Annotated in this window: 14 protein-coding genes; 10 read left to right on the top strand and 4 right to left on the bottom strand. The window is 66.3% G+C overall.

Features of this window, described 5'->3' with window-relative positions:
* Nucleotides 1–15 precede the first annotated feature (15 nt).
* Nucleotides 16–2,340, bottom strand: coding sequence for a penicillin-binding protein 1A (locus AC07S4_RS21960; RefSeq protein ID WP_494988647.1), 2,325 nt, complete (start codon nucleotides 2,338–2,340; stop codon nucleotides 16–18).
* A gap of 312 nt (nucleotides 2,341–2,652) precedes the next feature.
* Here AC07S4_RS21960 and AC07S4_RS21965 point away from each other — a divergent pair, with 312 nt between their 5' ends.
* From AC07S4_RS21965 to AC07S4_RS22000, 8 genes are all read left to right on the top strand, one after another.
* Nucleotides 2,653–3,732, top strand: a complete 1,080-nt coding sequence (locus tag AC07S4_RS21965) for a pilus assembly protein PilM (protein ID WP_494988648.1) — start codon at nucleotides 2,653–2,655, stop codon at nucleotides 3,730–3,732.
* Entirely contained in the window at nucleotides 3,732–4,361 is a 630-nt protein-coding gene (locus tag AC07S4_RS21970; RefSeq protein ID WP_494988649.1) for a PilN domain-containing protein, read from the top strand. Before AC07S4_RS21965 ends, AC07S4_RS21970 begins: the two co-directional genes overlap by 1 nt.
* 9 nt (nucleotides 4,362–4,370) lie before the next feature.
* The gene (locus tag AC07S4_RS21975) at nucleotides 4,371–5,033 is read left to right on the top strand and encodes a type IV pilus inner membrane component PilO (RefSeq protein WP_494988650.1); all 663 of its coding nucleotides are present in this window, start codon (nucleotides 4,371–4,373) and stop codon (nucleotides 5,031–5,033) included.
* Nucleotides 5,030–5,587, top strand: a complete 558-nt coding sequence (locus tag AC07S4_RS21980; protein ID WP_494988651.1) for a pilus assembly protein PilP — start codon at nucleotides 5,030–5,032, stop codon at nucleotides 5,585–5,587. Before AC07S4_RS21975 ends, AC07S4_RS21980 begins: the two co-directional genes overlap by 4 nt.
* A 32-nt stretch (nucleotides 5,588–5,619) precedes the next feature.
* Nucleotides 5,620–7,761: a type IV pilus secretin PilQ gene (locus AC07S4_RS21985; protein ID WP_494988897.1), complete on the top strand. Its 2,142-nt coding sequence runs from the start codon at nucleotides 5,620–5,622 to the stop codon at nucleotides 7,759–7,761.
* A 37-nt stretch (nucleotides 7,762–7,798) separates the two neighbouring features.
* Complete coding sequence (locus AC07S4_RS21990) at nucleotides 7,799–10,084, top strand: Ig-like domain-containing protein (protein ID WP_494988652.1); 2,286 nt, start codon at nucleotides 7,799–7,801, stop codon at nucleotides 10,082–10,084.
* Between the two features lie 98 nt (nucleotides 10,085–10,182).
* The gene (gene aroKB / locus AC07S4_RS21995) at nucleotides 10,183–11,808 is read left to right on the top strand and encodes a bifunctional shikimate kinase/3-dehydroquinate synthase AroKB (RefSeq protein ID WP_494988898.1); all 1,626 of its coding nucleotides are present in this window, start codon (nucleotides 10,183–10,185) and stop codon (nucleotides 11,806–11,808) included.
* Nucleotides 11,808–12,944 carry a deoxyguanosinetriphosphate triphosphohydrolase gene (locus AC07S4_RS22000; protein WP_494988899.1) on the top strand — a complete coding sequence of 379 codons (1,137 nt, stop codon included), beginning with the start codon at nucleotides 11,808–11,810 and terminating at the stop codon, nucleotides 12,942–12,944. The genes aroKB and AC07S4_RS22000 overlap by 1 nt, the downstream gene beginning before the upstream one ends.
* Before the next feature lie 87 nt (nucleotides 12,945–13,031).
* On the opposite strand, the gene mutY is transcribed toward AC07S4_RS22000, so the two are convergent.
* Genes mutY through mutM form a run of 3 tightly spaced genes read right to left on the bottom strand, consistent with a single transcriptional unit; the run spans nucleotide 13,032 to nucleotide 16,971 of the window.
* On the bottom strand, nucleotides 13,032–14,183 hold the full coding sequence (gene mutY / locus AC07S4_RS22005; protein WP_494988653.1) for an A/G-specific adenine glycosylase: 1,152 nt from the start codon (nucleotides 14,181–14,183) through the stop codon (nucleotides 13,032–13,034).
* A 16-nt stretch (nucleotides 14,184–14,199) separates the two neighbouring features.
* Entirely contained in the window at nucleotides 14,200–16,128 is a 1,929-nt protein-coding gene (locus tag AC07S4_RS22010) for a dynamin family protein (RefSeq protein ID WP_494988654.1), read from the bottom strand.
* A 9-nt stretch (nucleotides 16,129–16,137) separates the two neighbouring features.
* Nucleotides 16,138–16,971, bottom strand: coding sequence for a bifunctional DNA-formamidopyrimidine glycosylase/DNA-(apurinic or apyrimidinic site) lyase (mutM, locus tag AC07S4_RS22015; RefSeq protein ID WP_494988655.1), 834 nt, complete (start codon nucleotides 16,969–16,971; stop codon nucleotides 16,138–16,140).
* 89 nt (nucleotides 16,972–17,060) lie between these two features.
* Here mutM and AC07S4_RS22020 point away from each other — a divergent pair, with 89 nt between their 5' ends.
* Nucleotides 17,061–18,863 (top strand): tetratricopeptide repeat protein, encoded by a 1,803-nt coding sequence (locus tag AC07S4_RS22020; protein ID WP_494988656.1) that lies wholly within the window; start codon nucleotides 17,061–17,063, stop codon nucleotides 18,861–18,863.
* Nucleotides 18,863–19,441, top strand: a complete 579-nt coding sequence (locus AC07S4_RS22025; RefSeq protein ID WP_494988657.1) for a lipoprotein insertase outer membrane protein LolB — start codon at nucleotides 18,863–18,865, stop codon at nucleotides 19,439–19,441. The genes AC07S4_RS22020 and AC07S4_RS22025 overlap by 1 nt, the downstream gene beginning before the upstream one ends.

Raw genomic sequence — 19,441 nt, forward strand, 5'->3', positions numbered from 1 at the left:
GGTGTAGTGACTTTGTCAGAACAATTCGTTCTTCACGGCGTCCTTGGCTTTTTCCTCGGCCGGGGTGGCGCGCGTGGCGCCTTCCAGGCTGGTCACGCCGGTGCCGGGCGGGTTCTCGGCGTAGTAGTACTCGCCGTCCACCACCATCATGCCTTCCGGTACGGCGCGCTCCTCGATGGGGATGTTCTTCAGCGCCTTGCCCATATAGCCTATCCAGATCGGCAGCGCCAGGCCGCCGCCGGTTTCGCGGTTGCCCAGGTTCTTGGGCTGGTCGTAGCCTATCCAGGCCACGCCCACCAGCTTGGCCTGGTAGCCCGCGAACCAGGCGTCGATGGAGTCGTTGGTGGTGCCGGTCTTGCCCGCCAGGTCGGTGCGCTTGAGCGACATGGCCTTGGTGGCCGTGCCGAAACGCACCACGTCTTTCAGCATGCTGTCCATCAGGAAGGCGTTGCGCTCGTCGATGACGCGGTTGGCGTCCACGCCGGCGCGGTCCGGATTGGCCTGCGACAGCACCTTGCCGTTGGCGTCGGTCACCTTGGAGATCAGGTAGGGCGCGATCTTGTAGCCGCCGTTGGCGAACACCGCGTAGGCGCCCGCCATCTGCAGCGGCGTGACCGCGCCCGCGCCCAGCGCCAGGGTCAGGTAGGGCGGATTTTTCTCGGCGTCGAAGCCGAAGCGGGTGGTGTATTCCTGGCCGTACTTGGCGCCGATGCGGTGCAGGATGCGGATCGAGATCATGTTCTTGGACTTGGTCAGGCCGCGCCGCATGGTCATCGGGCCTTCATACTTGCCGTCGTAGTTCTTCGGCTCCCAGGCCTGGCCGCCGGTCTGGCCGGCGTCGAAGGAAATCGGCGCGTCGTTGATCACGGTGGCCGGCGACAGGCCGCGCTCCAGCGAAGCCGAGTAGATGAAGGGCTTGAACGAGGAGCCGGGCTGGCGCCAGGCCTGCGTCACGTGGTTGAACTTGTTGCGGTTGTAGTCGAAGCCGCCCACCATGGCCTTGATGGCGCCGTCTTCGGTGGAGGCGGCCACGAAGGCCGATTCGATTTCCGGCATCTGGGTGATTTCCCAGTCCTTTTCCTCGCGCATGACGCGGATCACGGCGCCGCGGCGGATGCGCTTGTTGGGCGCGGCCTTGTCCGACAGCCAGGACTTGCCCATCTCCAGGCCCGCGCCGGTGATGCTGATTTCCTCGCCGGTGGCGGTCACCGCCGTCACCTTCTGCGGCGTGGCCTGCAGCACCATGGCGGCCACGATGTCGTCGCTGTCCGGGTGGCCGGCCAGTTCGGATTCGATGGCGTCGTCCGCCTCTTCCTTGGTGGTGGGGATGTTGATATAGGCTTCCGGGCCGCGGTAGGCGTGGCGCTTCTCGTACTCCATCACGCCCCGGCGCAGCGCCAGGTAGGCCGCGTCCTGGTCGGCCTTGGTGATGGTGGTGAACACGTTCAGGCCGCGCGTGTAGGTGTCCTCCTTGAACTGTTCGTACACCAGCTGGCGCGCCATCTCGGCCACGTACTCGGCGTGCACGCCGAATTCGCTGCTGTCGGTCTTCACTTTCAGCGGCTCGGCCTTGGCGGCCTGGAACTGCGCGTCGCTGATATAGCCCAGCTGCGCCATGCGCACCAGGATGTATTGCTGGCGCGTGCGCGCGCGCTTGGGGTTGACCACCGGGTTGTAGGCCGACGGCGCTTTCGGCAGGCCGGCCAGCATGGCGGCTTCGGCCACGCTAATGTCTTTCAGATTCTTGCCGAAATAGATCTGTGCGGCCGAGGAAAAGCCGTAGGCGCGCTGGCCCAGGTAGATCTGGTTCATATACACCTCGAGGATCTGGTCCTTGCTGAGGTTTTTCTCGATTTTCCAGGCCAGCAGGATCTCGTAGATCTTGCGCTTGAAGGTCTGTTCGCTGGACAGGAAGAAGTTGCGCGCCACCTGCTGCGTGATGGTGGACGCGCCCTGGCGCGCGCCGCCGGTGGCGTTGTGCACCGCCGCGCGCAGGATGCCGGCGTAGTCGATGCCGCCGTGGTCGTAGAAGCGGTCGTCCTCGATGGCCAGCACGGCCTTTTTCATCACGTCGGGGATGTCCTTGATGTGCACCAGGTTGCGGCGCTCTTCGCCGAACTCGCCGATCAGCACATTGTCGGCCGAGAAGATGCGCAGTGGCATCTTGGGGCGGTAGTCGGTCAGGGAGTCCAGTTCAGGCAGGTTGGGGTAGGCCATGGCCAGGCCGAACACCAGCAGCAGCACCGCGACCATGGCCAGGCCCACCACGGAGGCCAGTACGGTCAGCAGGAGTTTTTTGGAACGGGAAGGGGCGGCGGTACCGGGTTGGGCAGTGCTCATGCGCGTTGTCTTTCGCTGTCATTTTGTCCGGCCCATTATAAGCGAGCGCAGATAGCTGCGGCAGCTTACGGAACCAGCGGGAACGGAGGAAACATTTACTCTGAGCAACTAAGCAACTTAGTTGTTTTTGCGGTCACGCCAGAGAGGAAAAAGTGTGGCGTAGGCCGCACAACCGTGCAATTGTGCACAGTAGAAATACCTTTACACTGGATTCATCTTATTGCTACGATTTAATGTACTGTCTCACTTCCTTCTCCTAAACGCTGGTTTTCAAACGAGTTCCCTTATGCATTCAACCACAGGTGTTGCAATATGAACCTGGATCTCGGCAGCTTGTTCGGTGGCGGCAACCCGCCGCTGATCGGCGTGGACATCAGCACCTCCAGTGTGCGCCTGGTGGAATTGTCGCAGGCCGGCAAGGAAGGCTGGCGGCTGGACCGCTACGCGGCCGAGCCGCTGCCGCGCGGCGCGGTGGTGGACGGCAATATAGAAAACATGGAGCAGGTGGTCGACACGCTGCGCCGCGTGTGGAAAAAGAGCGGCACGCGCGCCAAGCTGGCGGCGCTGGGCATGCCGCCCGCGTCCGTCATCACCAAGAAAATCGTGCTGCCCGCCGGCATGGCCGAAGACCAGCTGGAAGTGCAGGTGGAATCCGAGGCGTCCCAATACATTCCTTTCGCGCTCGACGAGGTCAGCCTGGACTTCGACGTCATCGGCCCCGCGCCCAACTCGCCCGACGACATTGAAGTGATGCTGGCCGCCTCGCGCCGCGAGAAGGTGGAGGACCGCGTCGCCATCGCCGAGGCCTCCGGCCTGAAGGCCACCGTGATGGACGTGGAGTCCTACGCCGCGCGCGCCGCGCTGGACCGCATCCTGATGCAGCTGCCCGAGGGCGGCGCGGGCCAGATCGTGGCGCTGTTCCAGATCGGCGCCCAGGTCACGCATATATCGGTGCTGCTGGACGGCGCCACCATCTACGAGCGCGAGCAGCCCTTCGGCGGCAACTCGCTGACCCAGGAAATCGTGCGCAGCTACGGCATGGCTTTCGACGAGGCCGAAACGCGCAAGAAGTCGGGCGAGCTGCCGGACAACTACACGGCCGACATCCTCACGCCTTTCCTGGAAAGCGCCGCGCTGGAAGTCACGCGCGCCATCCAGTTCTTTTACACGTCCACGCCCTACACCCGGGTCGACCAGCTGTTCCTGGCCGGCGGCTGCGCGCTGATCCCCGGCCTGCTCGACATCGTGGCGGCCCGCAGCAAGATCTCCAGCGCCGTCATTTCGCCGTTCAAGGGCATGCAGCTGGGACCGGGCGTGCGCGAACAGGCCCTGCGCGCCGAGGCGCCCGCCTATTTGGTCGCCTGCGGCCTGGCCATGCGGAGGTTCGGCTGATGATCCATATTAATCTGCTGCCGCACCGCGAGGCCAAGCGCAAACAGAAGAAATCGGCGTTCTACGCGCTGCTGGTGCTGGGCGCGCTGATCGGCGCGGCCGTGGTGCTGGCGGTGGGCGGCTACAACGCGCGCGCCATCTCCATCCAGGAGCAGCGCAACAAGGTCATCAAGGACGCCATCGTGGTGCTGGACAAGAAGATCGCCGAGATCGCCACGCTGAAGCAGGAAATCGAGGCGCTGAAGGCGCGCCAGCAGGCGGTCGAGGATTTGCAGGGCGACCGCAACCAGCCGGTCTACCTGCTCGACGAGCTGGTCAAGCAGACCCCGTCCGGCGTGTACCTGAAATCGTTCAAGCAGGAAGGGCAGAAGGTCACGCTGCTGGGCTATGCGCAGTCGCAGGAGCGCGTCTCCGAGCTGCTGCGCAATGTGGCCGGGGTGTCGCCGTGGCTGGAGAAACCGGACCTGATTGAAGTCAAATCCACCGGCCTGGGCCAGGGCAAGACGGCCAAAAAAGTAGTGGAGTTCAATATGATCGTCAGCATCAAGCGGCCGCGCGACAAGGACCAGCCGGCCGACGGCAAGCCCGGCGCCAAGCCGGGCGGCGCAATGGCTGCGGCCAGCAACTAGGGGCGGACCATGGCGATCGATCTGAAAGAAGCAAGCGCCGCGCTGGCGGACCAGTTCAGGGGACTGAGCGGACGCCATCCCGGCCAGTGGCCGCTGGCGCCGCGCCTGATGTGCGTGGTGGCCATGGTGGCGGCGGTGTCCGCGCTGGGCTATTTCGCGTACTGGAGCGGCCAGTTCGAGACCCAGGACATACTGGTGGCCGAGGAGGCCAAGCTGCGCGGCGAGTACACCGCCAAGACCCAGCAGGCGGTCAACCTGGACGCGCTGCGGGCGCAGAAGCTGCAGGTCGACCAGTACGTCGAGCGGCTGCAGAAGCAGCTGCCGAGCAAGGCCGAAATGGCGGCGCTGCTGTCCGACATCAACCAGGCCGGCCTGGGACGCGGCCTGCAGTTCGAGCTGTTCAAGCCGGGCCAGGTGGTGGTGCGCGACTACTACGCCGAGCTGCCCATCGATATCAAGGTGACCGGCAGCTACCATGACGTGGGCGCTTTCGCCAGCGACATGGCCAATCTGCCGCGCATCGTTACGCTGAACAATATGGCGCTGTCCGCCGGCAAGGACGGCGGCCTGACGCTGGACGCGGTGGCCAAGACCTTCCGCTACCTGGACCCTGAAGAAGTGGCGGCGCAGCGCAAGGCTGCCGCCGACAAGAAAAAGGCGGCGAAAAAATGAGCAAGCGCCTATCCGGTTTATCCCGTGTTGCGCTCGTCCTGGCCGGCCTGCTGGCGCTGGCCGGCTGCGGCGACAGCGACGTGCAGGAAGTGCGGCAGTGGATGAAAGAGGTCGACAATTCGGCCCATGTGGCCGTCAAGCCCATCGCCGCGCCGAAAAACTTCATCCCCTTCGCCTACGTGGCGCAGGACCAGGTCGACCCCTTCAGCGCCAACAAGCTGCTGGCCGAGCTGGCGCGGCTGGACCGCAAGCCCGGCGGCGGCCTCAAGCCGGACATGGACCGCCGCAAGGAGTTCCTCGAAACCTTCCCGCTCGACATCGTGAAGATGGTGGGCACCATGGAAAAAGCCAAGGTGATGTACGCCTTGCTGCAAGTGGACAAGGCGGTGTACCAGGTACGCCCCGGCCAGCACGTGGGCCAGAATTTCGGTCTGATCACCAGCATCAGCGACGACGCCGTGAGCGTCAAGGAAATCGTCCAGGACGCCACCGGCGACTGGGTTGAACGCGTGTCCAAGCTGGAACTGCAGGAAAGCAAGGAGAACCAAAAATGAACCGCCTGAATACCGCCGCTTTCCGACAGGCCATGCACGGCGTGCTGGCCATCGCCGCCATGGCGCTGGTGCTGGCTCCGGCCCGCGCCCAGCAGGGCAACGCCATCGAGTCCATCAGCACCAACCAGCAGGGCGCCAACGTGATCGTCAAGATCGCGCTCAAGCACGCGCCGGACAAGCTGCCGATCGGCTTTGCCATCACCAACCCGCCGCGCATCGCGCTCGATTTCGGCGCCACCGTCAACAGCACCGGCAAGACCACCCAGGAAGTGAACCAGGGCGAGCTGCGCAGCGTGAACGTGGTGCAGGCCGGCGAACGCTCGCGCCTGGTGTTCAACCTGAAGCGCAGCCTGAACTACGCCACCGTGATCGACGGCAACGCCGTCATCCTGACCATAGACGGCTCCGGCGGCCTGGCCACGGCGGTGGACGCCACCGGCATGCCGGCCAAGGCGGCGCCAGCGCTGTCATCGGCGCAAGCGGCGCCGCCGGGCAAACAGCAATTGCGCGACCTGGACTTCCGGCGCGGCGCCAACGGCGAAGGCCGCGTGGTGGTGGATCTGCCGAACAGCCAGGTGGCGGTCGACGTGCGTCCCACCGCCGCCGGCCTGGTGATCGATTTCCTCAAGACCGGCGTGCCGGAGTCGCTGCGCCGCCGCCTGGACGTGACGGACTTCGGCACCCCGGTGTCGCAGATCACCACCGTGCCGCAGGGCGACAATGTGCGCATGACCATCGAGGCCAAGGGCCTGTGGGAACAGAGCGTGTACCAGAGCGACACCCAGCTGGTGGTGGACGTCAAGCCGATCAAGGAAGACCCCAACAAGCTGACCCAGGGCACCCAGGGCTACCGCGGCGAGAAGCTGTCCTTCAATTTCCAGAACGTGGAAGTGCGCGCCGCGCTGCAGGCCATCGCCGACATCTCCGGCCTGAACATCATCACCAGCGACAGCGTGACCGGCAACCTGACCCTGCGCTTGAAGGAAGTGCCGTGGGACCAGGCGCTGGACGTGGTGCTGCAGGCCAAGGGCCTGGACATGCGCAAGAACGGCTCGGTGCTGTGGATCGCGCCCAAGGAAGAACTGCTGACCAAGGAGAAGCTGGAGCTGGAGCAGCGCGCCCAGATCGCCGACCTGGAGCCGCTGAAGTCGGAAATCTTCCAGCTGAACTACCAGAAGGCTGAATCGTTCAAGACCGTGTTCGGCCTGGACGGTTCGTCCGACGTGAAGAACCGCGTGCTGTCCAAGCGCGGCAGCGCCATTATCGAGCCGCGCACCAACCAGCTCTTCGTCACCGACATCGCCTCCAAGCTGGACGATATCCGCAAGCTGATCGCCAAGACCGACATCGCCTCCAAGCAGGTGCTGATCGAGGCCCGCATCGTCGAGGCCAGCGACTCCTTCACGCGCAACCTGGGCGCCAAGCTGGGCTTTGCCGACCTGCGCACGCTGCGCGGCGGCGACACCGGCTACCAGATCGGCGGCGGCAACACCCGCATCGGCATCGGCGGCAATATGACAGGCATCGGCCAGGTCACCGGCCAGACCCCGGACCGGGGCGACGGCTACACAAATTCGCAGTTCATCAACCTGCCGGCCGCGTCCATCAACGGCGCCGCCGCCGGCAGCCTGGCCGTGAGCCTGTTCTCCTCGGCCGCCAACCGCTTCCTGAACCTGGAGCTGTCGGCGCTGGAGGCGGACGGCACCGGCAAGATCGTGTCCAGCCCGCGCGTGGTGACGGCCGACAAGGCGGTGGCCGTGATCGAACAGGGCCTGGAGCTGCCTTACCAGGTGGCCACCAGCAGCGGCGCCACCTCCATCATCTTCCGCAAGGCCAATCTGCGCCTGGAAGTGACGCCGCAGATCACGCCGGACGGCAACGTGGTGCTGGACGTGGATGTGAACAAGGACAGCGTGGGCCAGGAGACCCGGGCCGGCTTCGCCATCGACACCAAGCACGTGAAGACCCAGGTCATGATAGACAACGGCGGCACCGTGGTGCTGGGCGGCATCTACCAGCAGGTCGAGCGCAACGTGGTCAGCAAAGTGCCCCTGCTGGGCGACGTGCCGGTGCTGGGCTATCTGTTCCGCACCGACTCGCGCACCAATGACAAGACGGAATTGCTGGTGTTTATCACGCCCAAGATCGTTGCCGAGCGGCTGTCGGCCCGTTAAGATTTCTTGAATATTTATGGCTACTACGGAAAGCAGCATGATGAAAAAATTTAAAGACTGGCTGGCGCTGTCCCTGTGCGCCACCTTGCTGGCCGCCTGCGGCGGCGGCGGCGGCAACCCCGGCAGCGTGGGCGGCGGCACCGGCACTCCGACCACGCCGGGTACGCCCAAGGTGACCAGCGTGGTCCTGGTCTCCAGCGCGGACACCATCGCCTCCTCCGGCGCCGACGGCACCGAAGTGACGCTGACCGTGGTGGTCAAGGACGCCAGCAACAACGTCATGGCCGACCAGACCGTTGATTTCAAAGCCAGCTCGGGCGCCATCGCGGCCACGGCCAAGACCACCGACGCCACCGGCACCGTCACGGCCCGCCTGAACACCAAGGGCGACACCTCGCTGCGCACCATCACCATCACCGCCACTTCCGGCGGCGTGACCTCGGCCGAGAAGAAAATCCAGGTGGTGGCCGGCACGCCGGTGCAAGTGCCCAGCATGACGCTGGCTCTGCTCAGCAGCGGCGGCGCGGCCAGCAATTCGCTGTCCAGCGTGACGCCGCTGACCGCGCGCGCCACCGTCAAGGACAAGGACGGCAAGCCGGTGCCGAATGCGCTGGTGACCTTCGTCGCCAGCAGCTCGCTGGTGGCGTTCTCTCCGTCCGCCGGTACCACCCTGACCGACGCCAACGGCGTGGCGGACGCCACCATGCGTCCGGCCAGCCTGGTCGCCAGCGGCGCGGGCACCGTCACCGTCACCTCCACCGTGGACGGCGCCGCCGTCAGTGCGGCCGCCAACTTCACGGTCGGCGCCACGGACGTGTCGCTCAGCCCCTTGCGCTTGTCGCCGGGCAGCATAGGCGCGTATGGTTCGACCGTGATCGCGGTTGATGTGCTGGTCGGCTCGGCCAAGTACACCGACCAGCAGATGAATATTGCCTTCAGCTCGGCCTGCGTTACCGCCGGCAAGGCCACGCTGGCCGCCAGCGCGCCGACCAGCAATGGCACCGCGCAAGTGGTGTTCCGCGACCAGGGCTGCGGCAACAACGACGTCATCACCGCCACCCTGAGCAGCGGTTCGTCGACGCCGAAATCGGTCAGCGCCAGCCTGGCCATCGCCAGCCCGGCCGCCGCCTCGATCCAGTTCGTCGGCGCCAGCCCGGTCAACCAGTCCATCGTGGTCAAGGGTGAAGGCGGCTTCGGCCGTACCGAAACGGCCACGCTGACCTTCAAGGTGGTCGACATCTTCGGCAAGGCGCTGCCGGCCCAGGCGGTCAAGTTCGCCGCCTCCACGCCGGACGTCACCGTCAACAAGGCCACCGACAGCACCGATGCGAACGGCGAAGTCATCATGACCGTCAACTCGGGCACCAAGCCGACCTCGTTCCGCGTGCAGGCCACCCTGGTCAACAACGCCGCCGTCTCGACCAGCTCGGACTCCATCGTCGTCACCACCGGCCTGCCGGTGCAGCAAGCCTTCTCGCTCAGCGTGGGCAGCCCCAACGTGGAAGGCTGGACCTACGACAGCGGCACGCTGGCGCCGGCCACCACCGTCAACATCATGGTGGCCGACCAGGCCGGCAACCCGGTGGCCGACGGCCTGCCGGTGGTATTCCAGAGCAACCTGGCGTCGGTGGGCGCGTCCAGCAAGGGCGCCTGCAACACCGCCAACGGCGGCTGCTCGGTGGACTTCCGCACCCAGAACCCGCGCTCGGCGGCGGCCAACACGCCTAAAACGGCGTGCAACGCGCCCACCGTGCGCAGCGACGGCAGCAGCACCTCGGCCGGCATCAGCAACGACAGCACCCGCACCGGCCTGGCGACCATCTGCGCCAGCACCACCGACGGCTACAACACGCTGTTCGCCAAGATCGGCATCTTCCTGAGCGGCAGCTTTGCCGAGAACGTGTGGTTCAACGACACCGCCAGCCCGGTCCCCGTGCGCCTGACCGGCGCCGAGTACGACCTGGGCACCGTGGGCGCCAACGATTCGCGCGTGTTCAACCTGCAGCTGAACGACATCAACAACAACCCGATGCCAGCCGGCACCCGCGTGGAAATTTCCAATCCGGTCAATGCCTCCGCCACCGGCGTGTCGCCGGCCAGCGTGCAGAACGTGTTCGCCCACACTGCCAGCGGCGACGCCAGCAGCGGCACCGGCATCGACAACGCCAGCATCCGCCAGGGTTCCTACCACACCGTGACGGTGGGCAGCGTGCAGCCGAAACCTTGCCTGACGCCATTGAATGCAACATTTAATGTCACTATCACCACGCCGCGCAACAATGTCACCACGTATCCGTTTAAACTGCGGTTCAGCTGCCCGTAAGGAGGCAGTAGCGGACGCCGGCGCCGGCGTCCGCGCATTCTGAAAAGTGGATCATAGTGGCTGATACTTACGGCAGTAATATATTTCTGGTCGGACTGATGGGGGCGGGCAAGACCACCATAGGCCGTCTGCTGGCCCGCAAACTGGGGCTGACCTTCATCGATTCGGACCACGAGATCGAGGCCCGCACCGGCGCCTCCATCCCCTGGATCTTTGAAATCGAAGGCGAACAGAGCTTCCGGCGCCGCGAGGCCGACGTGATCCGCGACCTGAGCGCCCAGCAGGGCGTGGTGCTGGCCACCGGCGGCGGCGCCATCCTCAATCCCGACAGCCGCGCCCTGCTGCGCGAGCGCGGCACGGTGATTTACTTGCGTGCAAGCATCAATTCCATCCTGGCCCGCACCGCCCACGACAAGAACCGCCCGCTGCTGCAGACCGCCGACCCGCGCAAAAAGCTCGAGGAGCTGATGGTGCAGCGCGAACCCTTGTACGAGGAAATGGCCCACATCGTCATCGATACCGGCCGACCTAACGTACAATCGATGGTTCACACAATTCTGAACCAGCTGGATGCACGGGCCTGCCATGCCGCGCCCAATTGCGTCACAACCGCACAACCATCGATGAACGAACAAACCACCATACTCCTGAACGTTGAGCTGGGCGAGCGCAGCTACCCCATTTCCATCGGCCCGGCGCTGCTGGCGGACGGCGCGCTGCTGGCGCGCCACGTCACCGGCAGCAAAGTCGCCATCGTCACCAACACCACGGTGGCGCCGCTTTACCTGGACCGCGTGCGCGGCGCGCTGCAGGCGCACGGCAAGGACGTCATCGAGATCGTGCTGCCGGACGGCGAGGAGTACAAGACCTGGGACAGCCTGATGACGGTGTTCGACACCCTGCTGGCGGCCAAGGCCGACCGCAAGACCACCTTGCTGGCGCTGGGCGGCGGCGTGATCGGCGACCTGACCGGCTACGCGGCGGCCAGCTATATGCGCGGGGTGGACTTCATCCAGGTGCCGACCACCTTGTTGAGCCAGGTTGACTCCTCGGTGGGCGGCAAGACCGGCATCAACCATCCGCTGGGCAAGAACATGATAGGCGCGTTCTACCAGCCGCGCGTGGTGATCGCCGACACGTCCACGCTGGAAACCCTGCCGGACCGCGAACTGTCGGCCGGCCTGGCCGAAGTGATCAAGCACGGCGCCATCATCGACGCCGAGTTCTTCGACTGGATCGAAGCCAACATCGGCCTGCTGGTGGCGCGCGACAAGGGCGCGCTGGCCTACGCCATCGCCCGTTCCTGCGAAATCAAGGCCGACGTGGTGCGCCAGGACGAGCGCGAAGGCGGCCTGCGCGCCATCCTCAACTTCGGCCACACTTTCGGCCACGCCATCGAGAACGGCCTGGGCTACGGCAAGTGGCTGCACGGCGAGGCCGTGGGCTGCGGCATGGTGATGGCGGCCGACCTGTCGCACCGCATGGGCCTGGTGGACGGCGAAACCGTCGAGCGCGTGCGCAAGCTGGTGCAAGCCGCCGGCTTGCCCACCGTGGCGCCGGACTTGGGCGCGGCGCGCTGGCTGGAGCTGATGGAGGTCGACAAGAAGAACGAAGGCGGCGCCATCAAGTTCATCCTGCTCAAGCCGCTGGGCAGCCCCAGCATCACCAACGCGCCGCAGCAACTGCTGCTGGAAACCCTGGCCGCCTGCGTACAAGCGCAATGATGAGCAGCGAAGCCCACCTCGCCCCCTACGCCGTGCATTCGGACCAGGGCGTGGGGCGCCGCTACCCGGAAACCCCGCACGCCTCGCGCAGCCAGTACCAGCGCGACCGCGACCGCATCATCCATTCGACCGCGTTCCGCCGCCTGGAATACAAAACCCAGGTCTTCCTCAACCACGAGGGCGACCTGTTCCGCACCCGCCTCACGCACAGCCTGGAAGTGGCGCAGGTGGGCCGCTCGCTGGCGCGCAACCTGCGCCTGAACGAGGACCTGGTGGAGGCGGTGGCGCTGGCGCACGACTTGGGCCACACGCCCTTCGGCCACGTGGGCCAGGACGTGCTCAACGAATGCATGCAGGAGCACGGCGGCTTCGAACACAATCTGCAAAGCCTGCGCGTGGTCGACACGCTGGAGGAGCAGTACGGCGCCTTCGACGGCCTGAACCTGATGTTCGAGACGCGCGAGGGCATCCTCAAGCATTGCTCGCTGGCCAATGCCAAGCTGCTGGGGCCGGTGGCGCAGCGCTTTATCGACCGCACGCAGCCCTCGCTGGAGGCGCAGCTGACGAATCTGGCCGACGAGATCGCCTACAACAGCCACGACATCGACGACGGTCTGCGTTCCGGGCTGATCACGATAGAACAGCTGGAGCAGGTGGACTTCTTCGCCCGGCTGTGGCACGACGTGCAGCGCGTGCATCCCGGCCTGAGCGGGCGGCGCGCGATTTATGAAACTCTACGCCGCCTGATCACGGCGCTGGCGGACGACCTGCTGGCCACCTCCGGCCGGCTGCTGCTGGAGGCGGCGCCGAAAAACCTGGACGAGGTGCGCCACGCGCCGCCGCTGATCCGTTTTTCGGACCAGATGCGCAAGGACGCAACCGAGCTCAAGCGCTTCCTGCGGGCCAATCTGTACAAGCACTACAAGGTCAACCGCATGCGGGTGAAGGCCAGCCGCATCCTGCGCGAGCTGTTCGACGCCTTCATCGCCGACCCGGTGCTGCTGCCGCCCGACTACATCGACGCCTCCGGCGACGCCACCGCGCAGGCGCGCAAAATCGCCGACTACATCGCCGGCATGACCGACCGCTACGCCATCCGCGAGCACCGCCGCCTGTTCGCGCTGGAAGAACTGTAGCGCCATCTGAGCTGCATCAAGCCCCCCGCGCGGTTCGCTTGATATCCGTCCTTGCGCGGCGCATCATGCGGTGGCGGCTTTGCTGCGTTAGAACATGCGCGCCTGCGCGGCGCCGCTGTCGCCCAGCAGCTCGAGCAGCAGCTTCTTGATGGGCGCGGGCAGGGCGGCGCCGGACACGCGGGAGGCCTCCAGCCAGACGTGGCGGCCGTCGGCGGCGAAGGGCGCGCGGCGCGCCAGCGTCACCAGCAGCGGCGCGATATGCAGCTTGTAGTGCGTAAACACATGCGTCACCGTCACCAGCCGCTCGTGCGACTCCATCTCCCCGAACACGTTCACCGCCGCCACCAGCGCCGCCTGGTCGGCCGGCGGAATATCGTCGTCCTCGGCCAGCGTGTGGCCGTCCAGTTCCGGCAGCGACAGCAGGCCGCCCCAGATGCCGCTGGACGGACGCTGCTCCAGCAGCACCTGGCCCTGGTCTATCAGCACCAGCATGGTGGCGTGCTTTTCAGGCGTGGCCTTCTTCGGCTTGCGCACCGGCAGGTCCTTGGTGCGGTTGGTGGCGTAGGCCACGCAGCGCGGCTGCATGGGGCAGCGGCCGCAGTCCGGGCTGCTGCGCGTGCACAAGGTGGCGCCCATGTCCATCAGCCCCTGCGTGTAGGCCTCGATGCCCTGCTCGGGCAGCAGCGCCTCGGCGCGCAGCCACATGGCCTGCTCCACCTTCTTCTCGCCCGGATAGGCGTCTATGCCGAACACGCGCGCAAACACCCGCTTGACGTTGCCGTCCATAATGGCCGCGCGCGCGCCGCTGGAAAAGGCGGCAATGGCCGCCGCCGTCGAACGGCCTATGCCGGGCAGCTCGGCCAGCAGCGCCGGGTCGGACGGGAACACGCCGCCGTATTCCGCCACCACGCGCTGCGCGCATTTGTGCAGATTGCGCGCGCGGGTGTAGTAGCCCAGGCCGCTCCACTGCGCCATCACATCCTCCACCGGCGCTTCGGCCAGCGAGCGCAGGGTAGGGAAGCGCTCCAGGAAGCGCGCGTAATAGCCCAGCACGGCCGAGACCTGGGTCTGCTGCAGCATGATCTCGGACAGCCACACCAGGTAGGCGTCGCGCGTGTTCTGCCACGGCAGCGTGTGGCGGCCGTGCTGCTGCTGCCAGGCGATCAGGTCGGCGGAGAAAGTGGGATCGATATAGTCCGCCGCGCCTTCGGGCGCCAGCGGATGGGTCAAGCGTTTCATTCAGTTCCTTGTCTTGCTATGCGGCGGCGTCCAGCGCCACGTATTCCGCGTTGATGGCGATGCTGATATTGCCGGACAGCTCGGTCAGCTTGGCCCTGAGTTGCTCCAGCTCGGCCTGGCTCTGCTCGAAGGCCTCTATTTTCTGCTCCAGGCTGTCGGTCGCGTCATGGATGCGCTGGATGGATGCCAGCCTGTGCTTGAGCTGGTCCTTGTGCTGCCGGATCTGTGCCTCCAGCGGCGCCATGATCACCTTCAGCCACGCCTCCGCATCCGCATTGGCGGCCTTGAAGCAGCGCTTCACGGCCGACGCGATGGAGTCGAAGAAGCGCTCCATCAGCACCACCCGGCTGGTCATCAGCAAGGTCACGGTGCCGAACTGCGCATCGTAGATATCCTCGATGTCGGCAATCTCGTCGCGGTAGCGGTCCAGCGTGAACGGCATGGGCGGCGGCAGCGTGAGGCCGTGCTCGCTGGAGAATTTGCGGTACATCACCTCCATCATGTCGCGGATCTCGCTGGTCTTGCGCTCGGAGGCCTGCAGGTCGCGCTTGATGTCGTCGAAGAAGACCTTGACCGCCTCGCGCATGCCGGTGGAAAAGCGGCTGCGGTCCATGGCGGCGCGCACGCCCAGCACGTGGTCGCGCAGCATGTCCATGCCCAGGCAGGTGTACAGTTCGGTGGACAGCCGCGTGAACACCGCGCGCGTGGCCTGCAGCTTGAACAGGCTGCTGTCGAACTCCTTCTTCTCCACGTCGATGCGGCGCATCATGTGCGCCACCACGCTCTGGTTCTTGCCGCGCAGGCTCTTGAGCTCGTGCAGCTGCTCGACGATGCCGCGCATGCGCGCGCTCACCATGGCCTGCTGCGCGCCGCTCAGCGTGCCCAGCTCGCGCGCCAGCTGCTTGCGGATGATGTCCTTCTTGGCCGGGATCAGTTCGTTGAACAAGGCCCGCTCCAGCAGGCCCAGGCGGCTCTTTTCCAGCAGCGCCGCGTCGCTGTTGATCTTGCCCACCAGCGCCTTCTGCGCCGACACCGGGAACACCTGGCGCGGCTCCAGGGCCAGCATGTGCGCCGCATGCTCCTGCTGGCGCGCGATCTCGGCGTCCACCTCGGCGTCGCTGCGCAGCTCGTCCCACATGCTGTCTATCTTGTTGAGCACCACGAGGCGGCCCGCGCCGGCGCCGATGTGCGTGCGCCAGACCTCGATGTCGCTCTTGGTCACGCCGGTGTCGGCCGCCAGGATGAACAGCACCGCGTGCGCGTGCGGGATCAGGTTCAGCGTCAGCTCCGGCTCGGTGCCGATGGCGTTCAGGCCCGGCGTGTCCAGGATCACCAGGCCCTGCTTGAGCAGCGGGTGCGGGAAGTTGATGATGGCGTGGCGCCACAGCGAAATCTCCACCAGGCCATCGTTGTCCAGCGTGACCGGCATGTCCGGGTCGTTCTCGTCGTACAGGCCGTAGCGCTTGGCTTCCTCCACGCCCACGTGGCGCGTCAGGCTCACCTGGCGGAACACCTCGTGCATGGCGGCCGGCGAGTCCAGGTCCAGCGGCAGCATGGTCCAAGCGGCGGCGTTGTCGCGGTAGTCGCTGGTGGACAGGTTGTCGGCCCGGGTTTCGATCGGCAGCAGGCGGATGCAGGCCGGCCAGGCCGGGTCGTACATCAGCTCGGTGGGGCACATGGTGGTGCGCCCGGCCGCCGAGGGCAGGATGCGCTGGCCGTAGTCGGCGAAGAAGATGGCGTTGATCAGTTCGGATTTGCCGCGCGAGAACTCGGCCACGAAGGCCACCGACAGCTTGTCGTCCGCCAGCCGGGCCAGGGTGCGCGCCAGGCGCTGCTCGCTGGCCGCGTCGGCCAGTTCGGCGCCGTGCAGCCATGTTTGGTACTGCTGCAGCGCCACCACCACGCCCTGGCGCCACGCACTGTACTGTTCAAGATCCCTGACCATGCTTCCCTCTTATTTCTGGCACTGCACACAATAGAAGGTCGAGCGCTGCCCCTGCTTGACCTGGCGCACCGGCGTCCCGCACACCCGGCACGGCAGGCCGGTACGATCATAGACGAAATAGCTCTGCTGGAAGTAGCCGGACTGGCCATTGACGCTGATAAAGTCGCGCAAGGTGCTGCCGCCCTGGACAATGGCCTCGGCCAGCACGTCGCGGATGGCCTGCGCCAGCTTCTGGTAGCGCGCCAGGCTGATACGGCGGGCCGGCGTCTTTGGATTGATGCCGGCGCGGAACAGGCTCTCCGAGCAGTAGATATTGCCCACGCCCACCACGATATCGCCCGCCAGCAGCACCTGCTTGATGGCCGCGCCGCGCGTGCGCGTCATGCGGTGCAGCAGATCGCCGGTGAACGCGCCCTCCAGCGGCTCCACGCCCAGGCCGCGCAGCAGCAGGTGCTGCTCCAGGTCGCCATCCTCGCTGGGGTGCCACAGCACGGCGCCGAAACGGCGCGGATCGGTCAGGCGCAGTATCTGCTCGTCGCGCTCGCTGTCCACCACCAGGTCGAAATGGTCGTGCTTCTGCGGCGGTATGCCCTGCGGCAGCACGCGCAAATGGCCGGACATGCCGAGGTGGATGATGAGGGTGCCATTGTCGAAGCGCAGCAGCAGATATTTGCCGCGCCGCCCCGTGGCCGCCACCACGCGGCCCGCCAGCGCCTGTTCCAGGCCGGCGGGGAAGGGCCAGCGCAGGCCGCTGCGGCGCAGCACCACGCCGCGCACGGTGCGCCCTTCGATATGGGGCGCCACTCCGCGCCGGGTAACTTCGACTTCTGGCAATTCTGGCATAGTAAAAAACTTAGTTACACCTGCAAACGGACGATAGCGGTGGGTTGGCGTAAAATCAGGGCTAGTTTCCTACCAGTCAGGACTATCCTTTGAAAAACGCATTCGTCATTGTAACCTTCTCGGCAGTGCTGTCCGCATGCGCTGTTGTGCCGCAGCCGGCCGCGCCCGAGCAGCCCGCCCCGGCGGCCGAAGCCGCTGCCGCCGCCGAGGCCGATACGCCCGCCGTGCAGGCGGTGGCGGCCGCCGCCGCAGTGCAAGCCACCGAGCCGCTGCCCAGCGTGGAGCTGACCAGCGACCTGTTCTACAAGCTCACCAAGGCCGAGCTGGACTTCAAGCGCGGCCAGTGGCAAAGCGCTTACGTCACCATGATGGTGCTGGCCCAGCAGACGCGCGATCCGCGCCTGGCGCAGCGCTCGGCTGAAATGGCGCTGGCCGCCAAGCAGGGCGGCGAGGCGATGGCGGCGATCCGCCTGTGGCGCGAGCTGGCCCCCGAGTCGGACGAAGCGGCCCAGTATTTCCTCGGTTTTTCCGTGCTGAGCGACGACCTGAGCGAAGCCGAGCAGGTGTTCGCGCAGCGCCTGAAGGCCAGCCCGCCCAACGCGCGCGGCCTGGCCATGTTCCAGATGCAGCAATTCCTGCTGCGCGCCAAGGACAAGGCCGCCGCCTTCGCGCTGATGGAGCGCGTGCTCGCGCCTTACGGCCAGACGCTGGAAGCCCACCTGGTGCTGGCCCAGGGCGCTTTTTCGAATAACGACGTGGAGCGCGCCGGCAAGGAGGCGCAGCAGGCCATGCGCCTCAAGCCCGACTCCGAGCTGGCGCTGCTGACGATGGCGCAAGTGACGCCGGACGGTGCCGCCGTGACCCGGCTGGTGACCGCTTTCCTGGCCAAGTATCCGAATTCGCGCGAAGTGCGCGCCGCCTACGCCCGCATGCTGGTGGAGCAGAAGCAGTACGACCAGGCGCGCGAGCAGTTCCAGTTCCTGCTGAAAAGCCAGCCGGACAACCCTGCCACGCTGTACGCGCTGGGCATCATGTCCATGCAGGGCAACGACATCGCCGCCGCCGAAGGCTATTTCAAGCACTTCGTGGAAGTGGTGGACAAGGAGGGCAGCGAAGACCGCGACCCCACCAAGGCCCTGCTGATCCTGTCGCAGATCGCCGAGGAGCGCGGCGACTTCGCCGGCGCCCAGGCCTGGCTGGAAAAGATAGACAACGGCGAGCCGCGCCTGCTGCTGACGGTGAAGCTCAAGCGCGCCCAGCTGTCCGCCCGCCTCGGCGACCTGGACGGCGCGCGCAAGCAGCTGGCCGACATCAAGAGCGAAGACCCGGCCGAACTGGCCCAGGTGGCGCAGACCGACGCCCAGCTGCTGCGCGACGCCGGCCGCAGCCTGGAAGCCTACGCCGTGCTGCAGGACGGCGTGCTGCGCTACCCGAACAGCCCGGACCTGCTGTACGACTTCGCCCTGGCGGCTGAAAAGCTGGGCAAGGTGGAACTGATGGAAACCAGCTTGCGCAAGGTGATGGAGATCGCGCCGGACAACCACCACGCCTACAACGCGCTGGGCTACTCGCTGGCGGACCGCAACCAGCGCCTGGACGAAGCGTTCACGCTGGTGGAGAAGGCCATGCAGATGGCGCCGAACGACCCCTTCATCATGGACAGCATGGGCTGGGTGCAATACCGCCAGGGCCGCCTGAAGGAAGCCGAGGCGCTGCTGCGCCAGGCCTACACCTTGCGCAGCGACCCCGAGATCGCCGTGCATCTGGGCGAAGTGCTGTGGGCGCAGGGGGACCAGGGCGGCGCACACAAGCTGTGGCGCGAAGCGCGCGCCAAGGACCCGCAGAACGACGCGCTGAAAAGCACGCTGGCCCGTTTGAATACCAGCCTGTGATGAAGCGCCACGCCATTGCACTGTTCGCCTGCGGCGCGCTGCTGGCCGGCTGCGCCAGCACGCCCCCCGCGCCGTCCTGCCGCTACGACAAGGAGCTGGCCGGCAGGCTGAACGTCGCCTACAGCAAGGAGGGCAGCGAGGGATCGATGACGGGCCGCTTTACCTGGCAGCAGGGCGCGGCGTGCACCGACATCGCCATCCAGGCCCCGCCGCTGAACCAGACCGTGGCCACCATCAGCGTCACGCCGCAGCTGGCCACGCTGACCGAGAACGGCAAGGCGCCGCGCAGCGCCGCCGATATCGACGCCCTGACCACGCAGGCGCTGGGCTGGACCTTGCCGGTGTCCGGCCTGCGCGACTGGCTGCAGGGCCGCGCCATGGCGGCCGGCGGCCAGTCCTTCGCGGCCAGCCCCGCCGGCGACGGCGCGGCCAACAGCGTGACCACCGCCGACGGCTGGCGTGTGAGCTGGGTGTCGTGGCACGAAGGCGGGCGGCCCAAGCGCATCGACGCCGAGCGCGGCGCCACCGGCAAGCTCGATCACATGTCGATCCGTATCATATTAGACGCACAGAATTAA

It is taken from the genome of Pseudoduganella sp. GW821-FHT05F09, assembly GCF_059419605.1.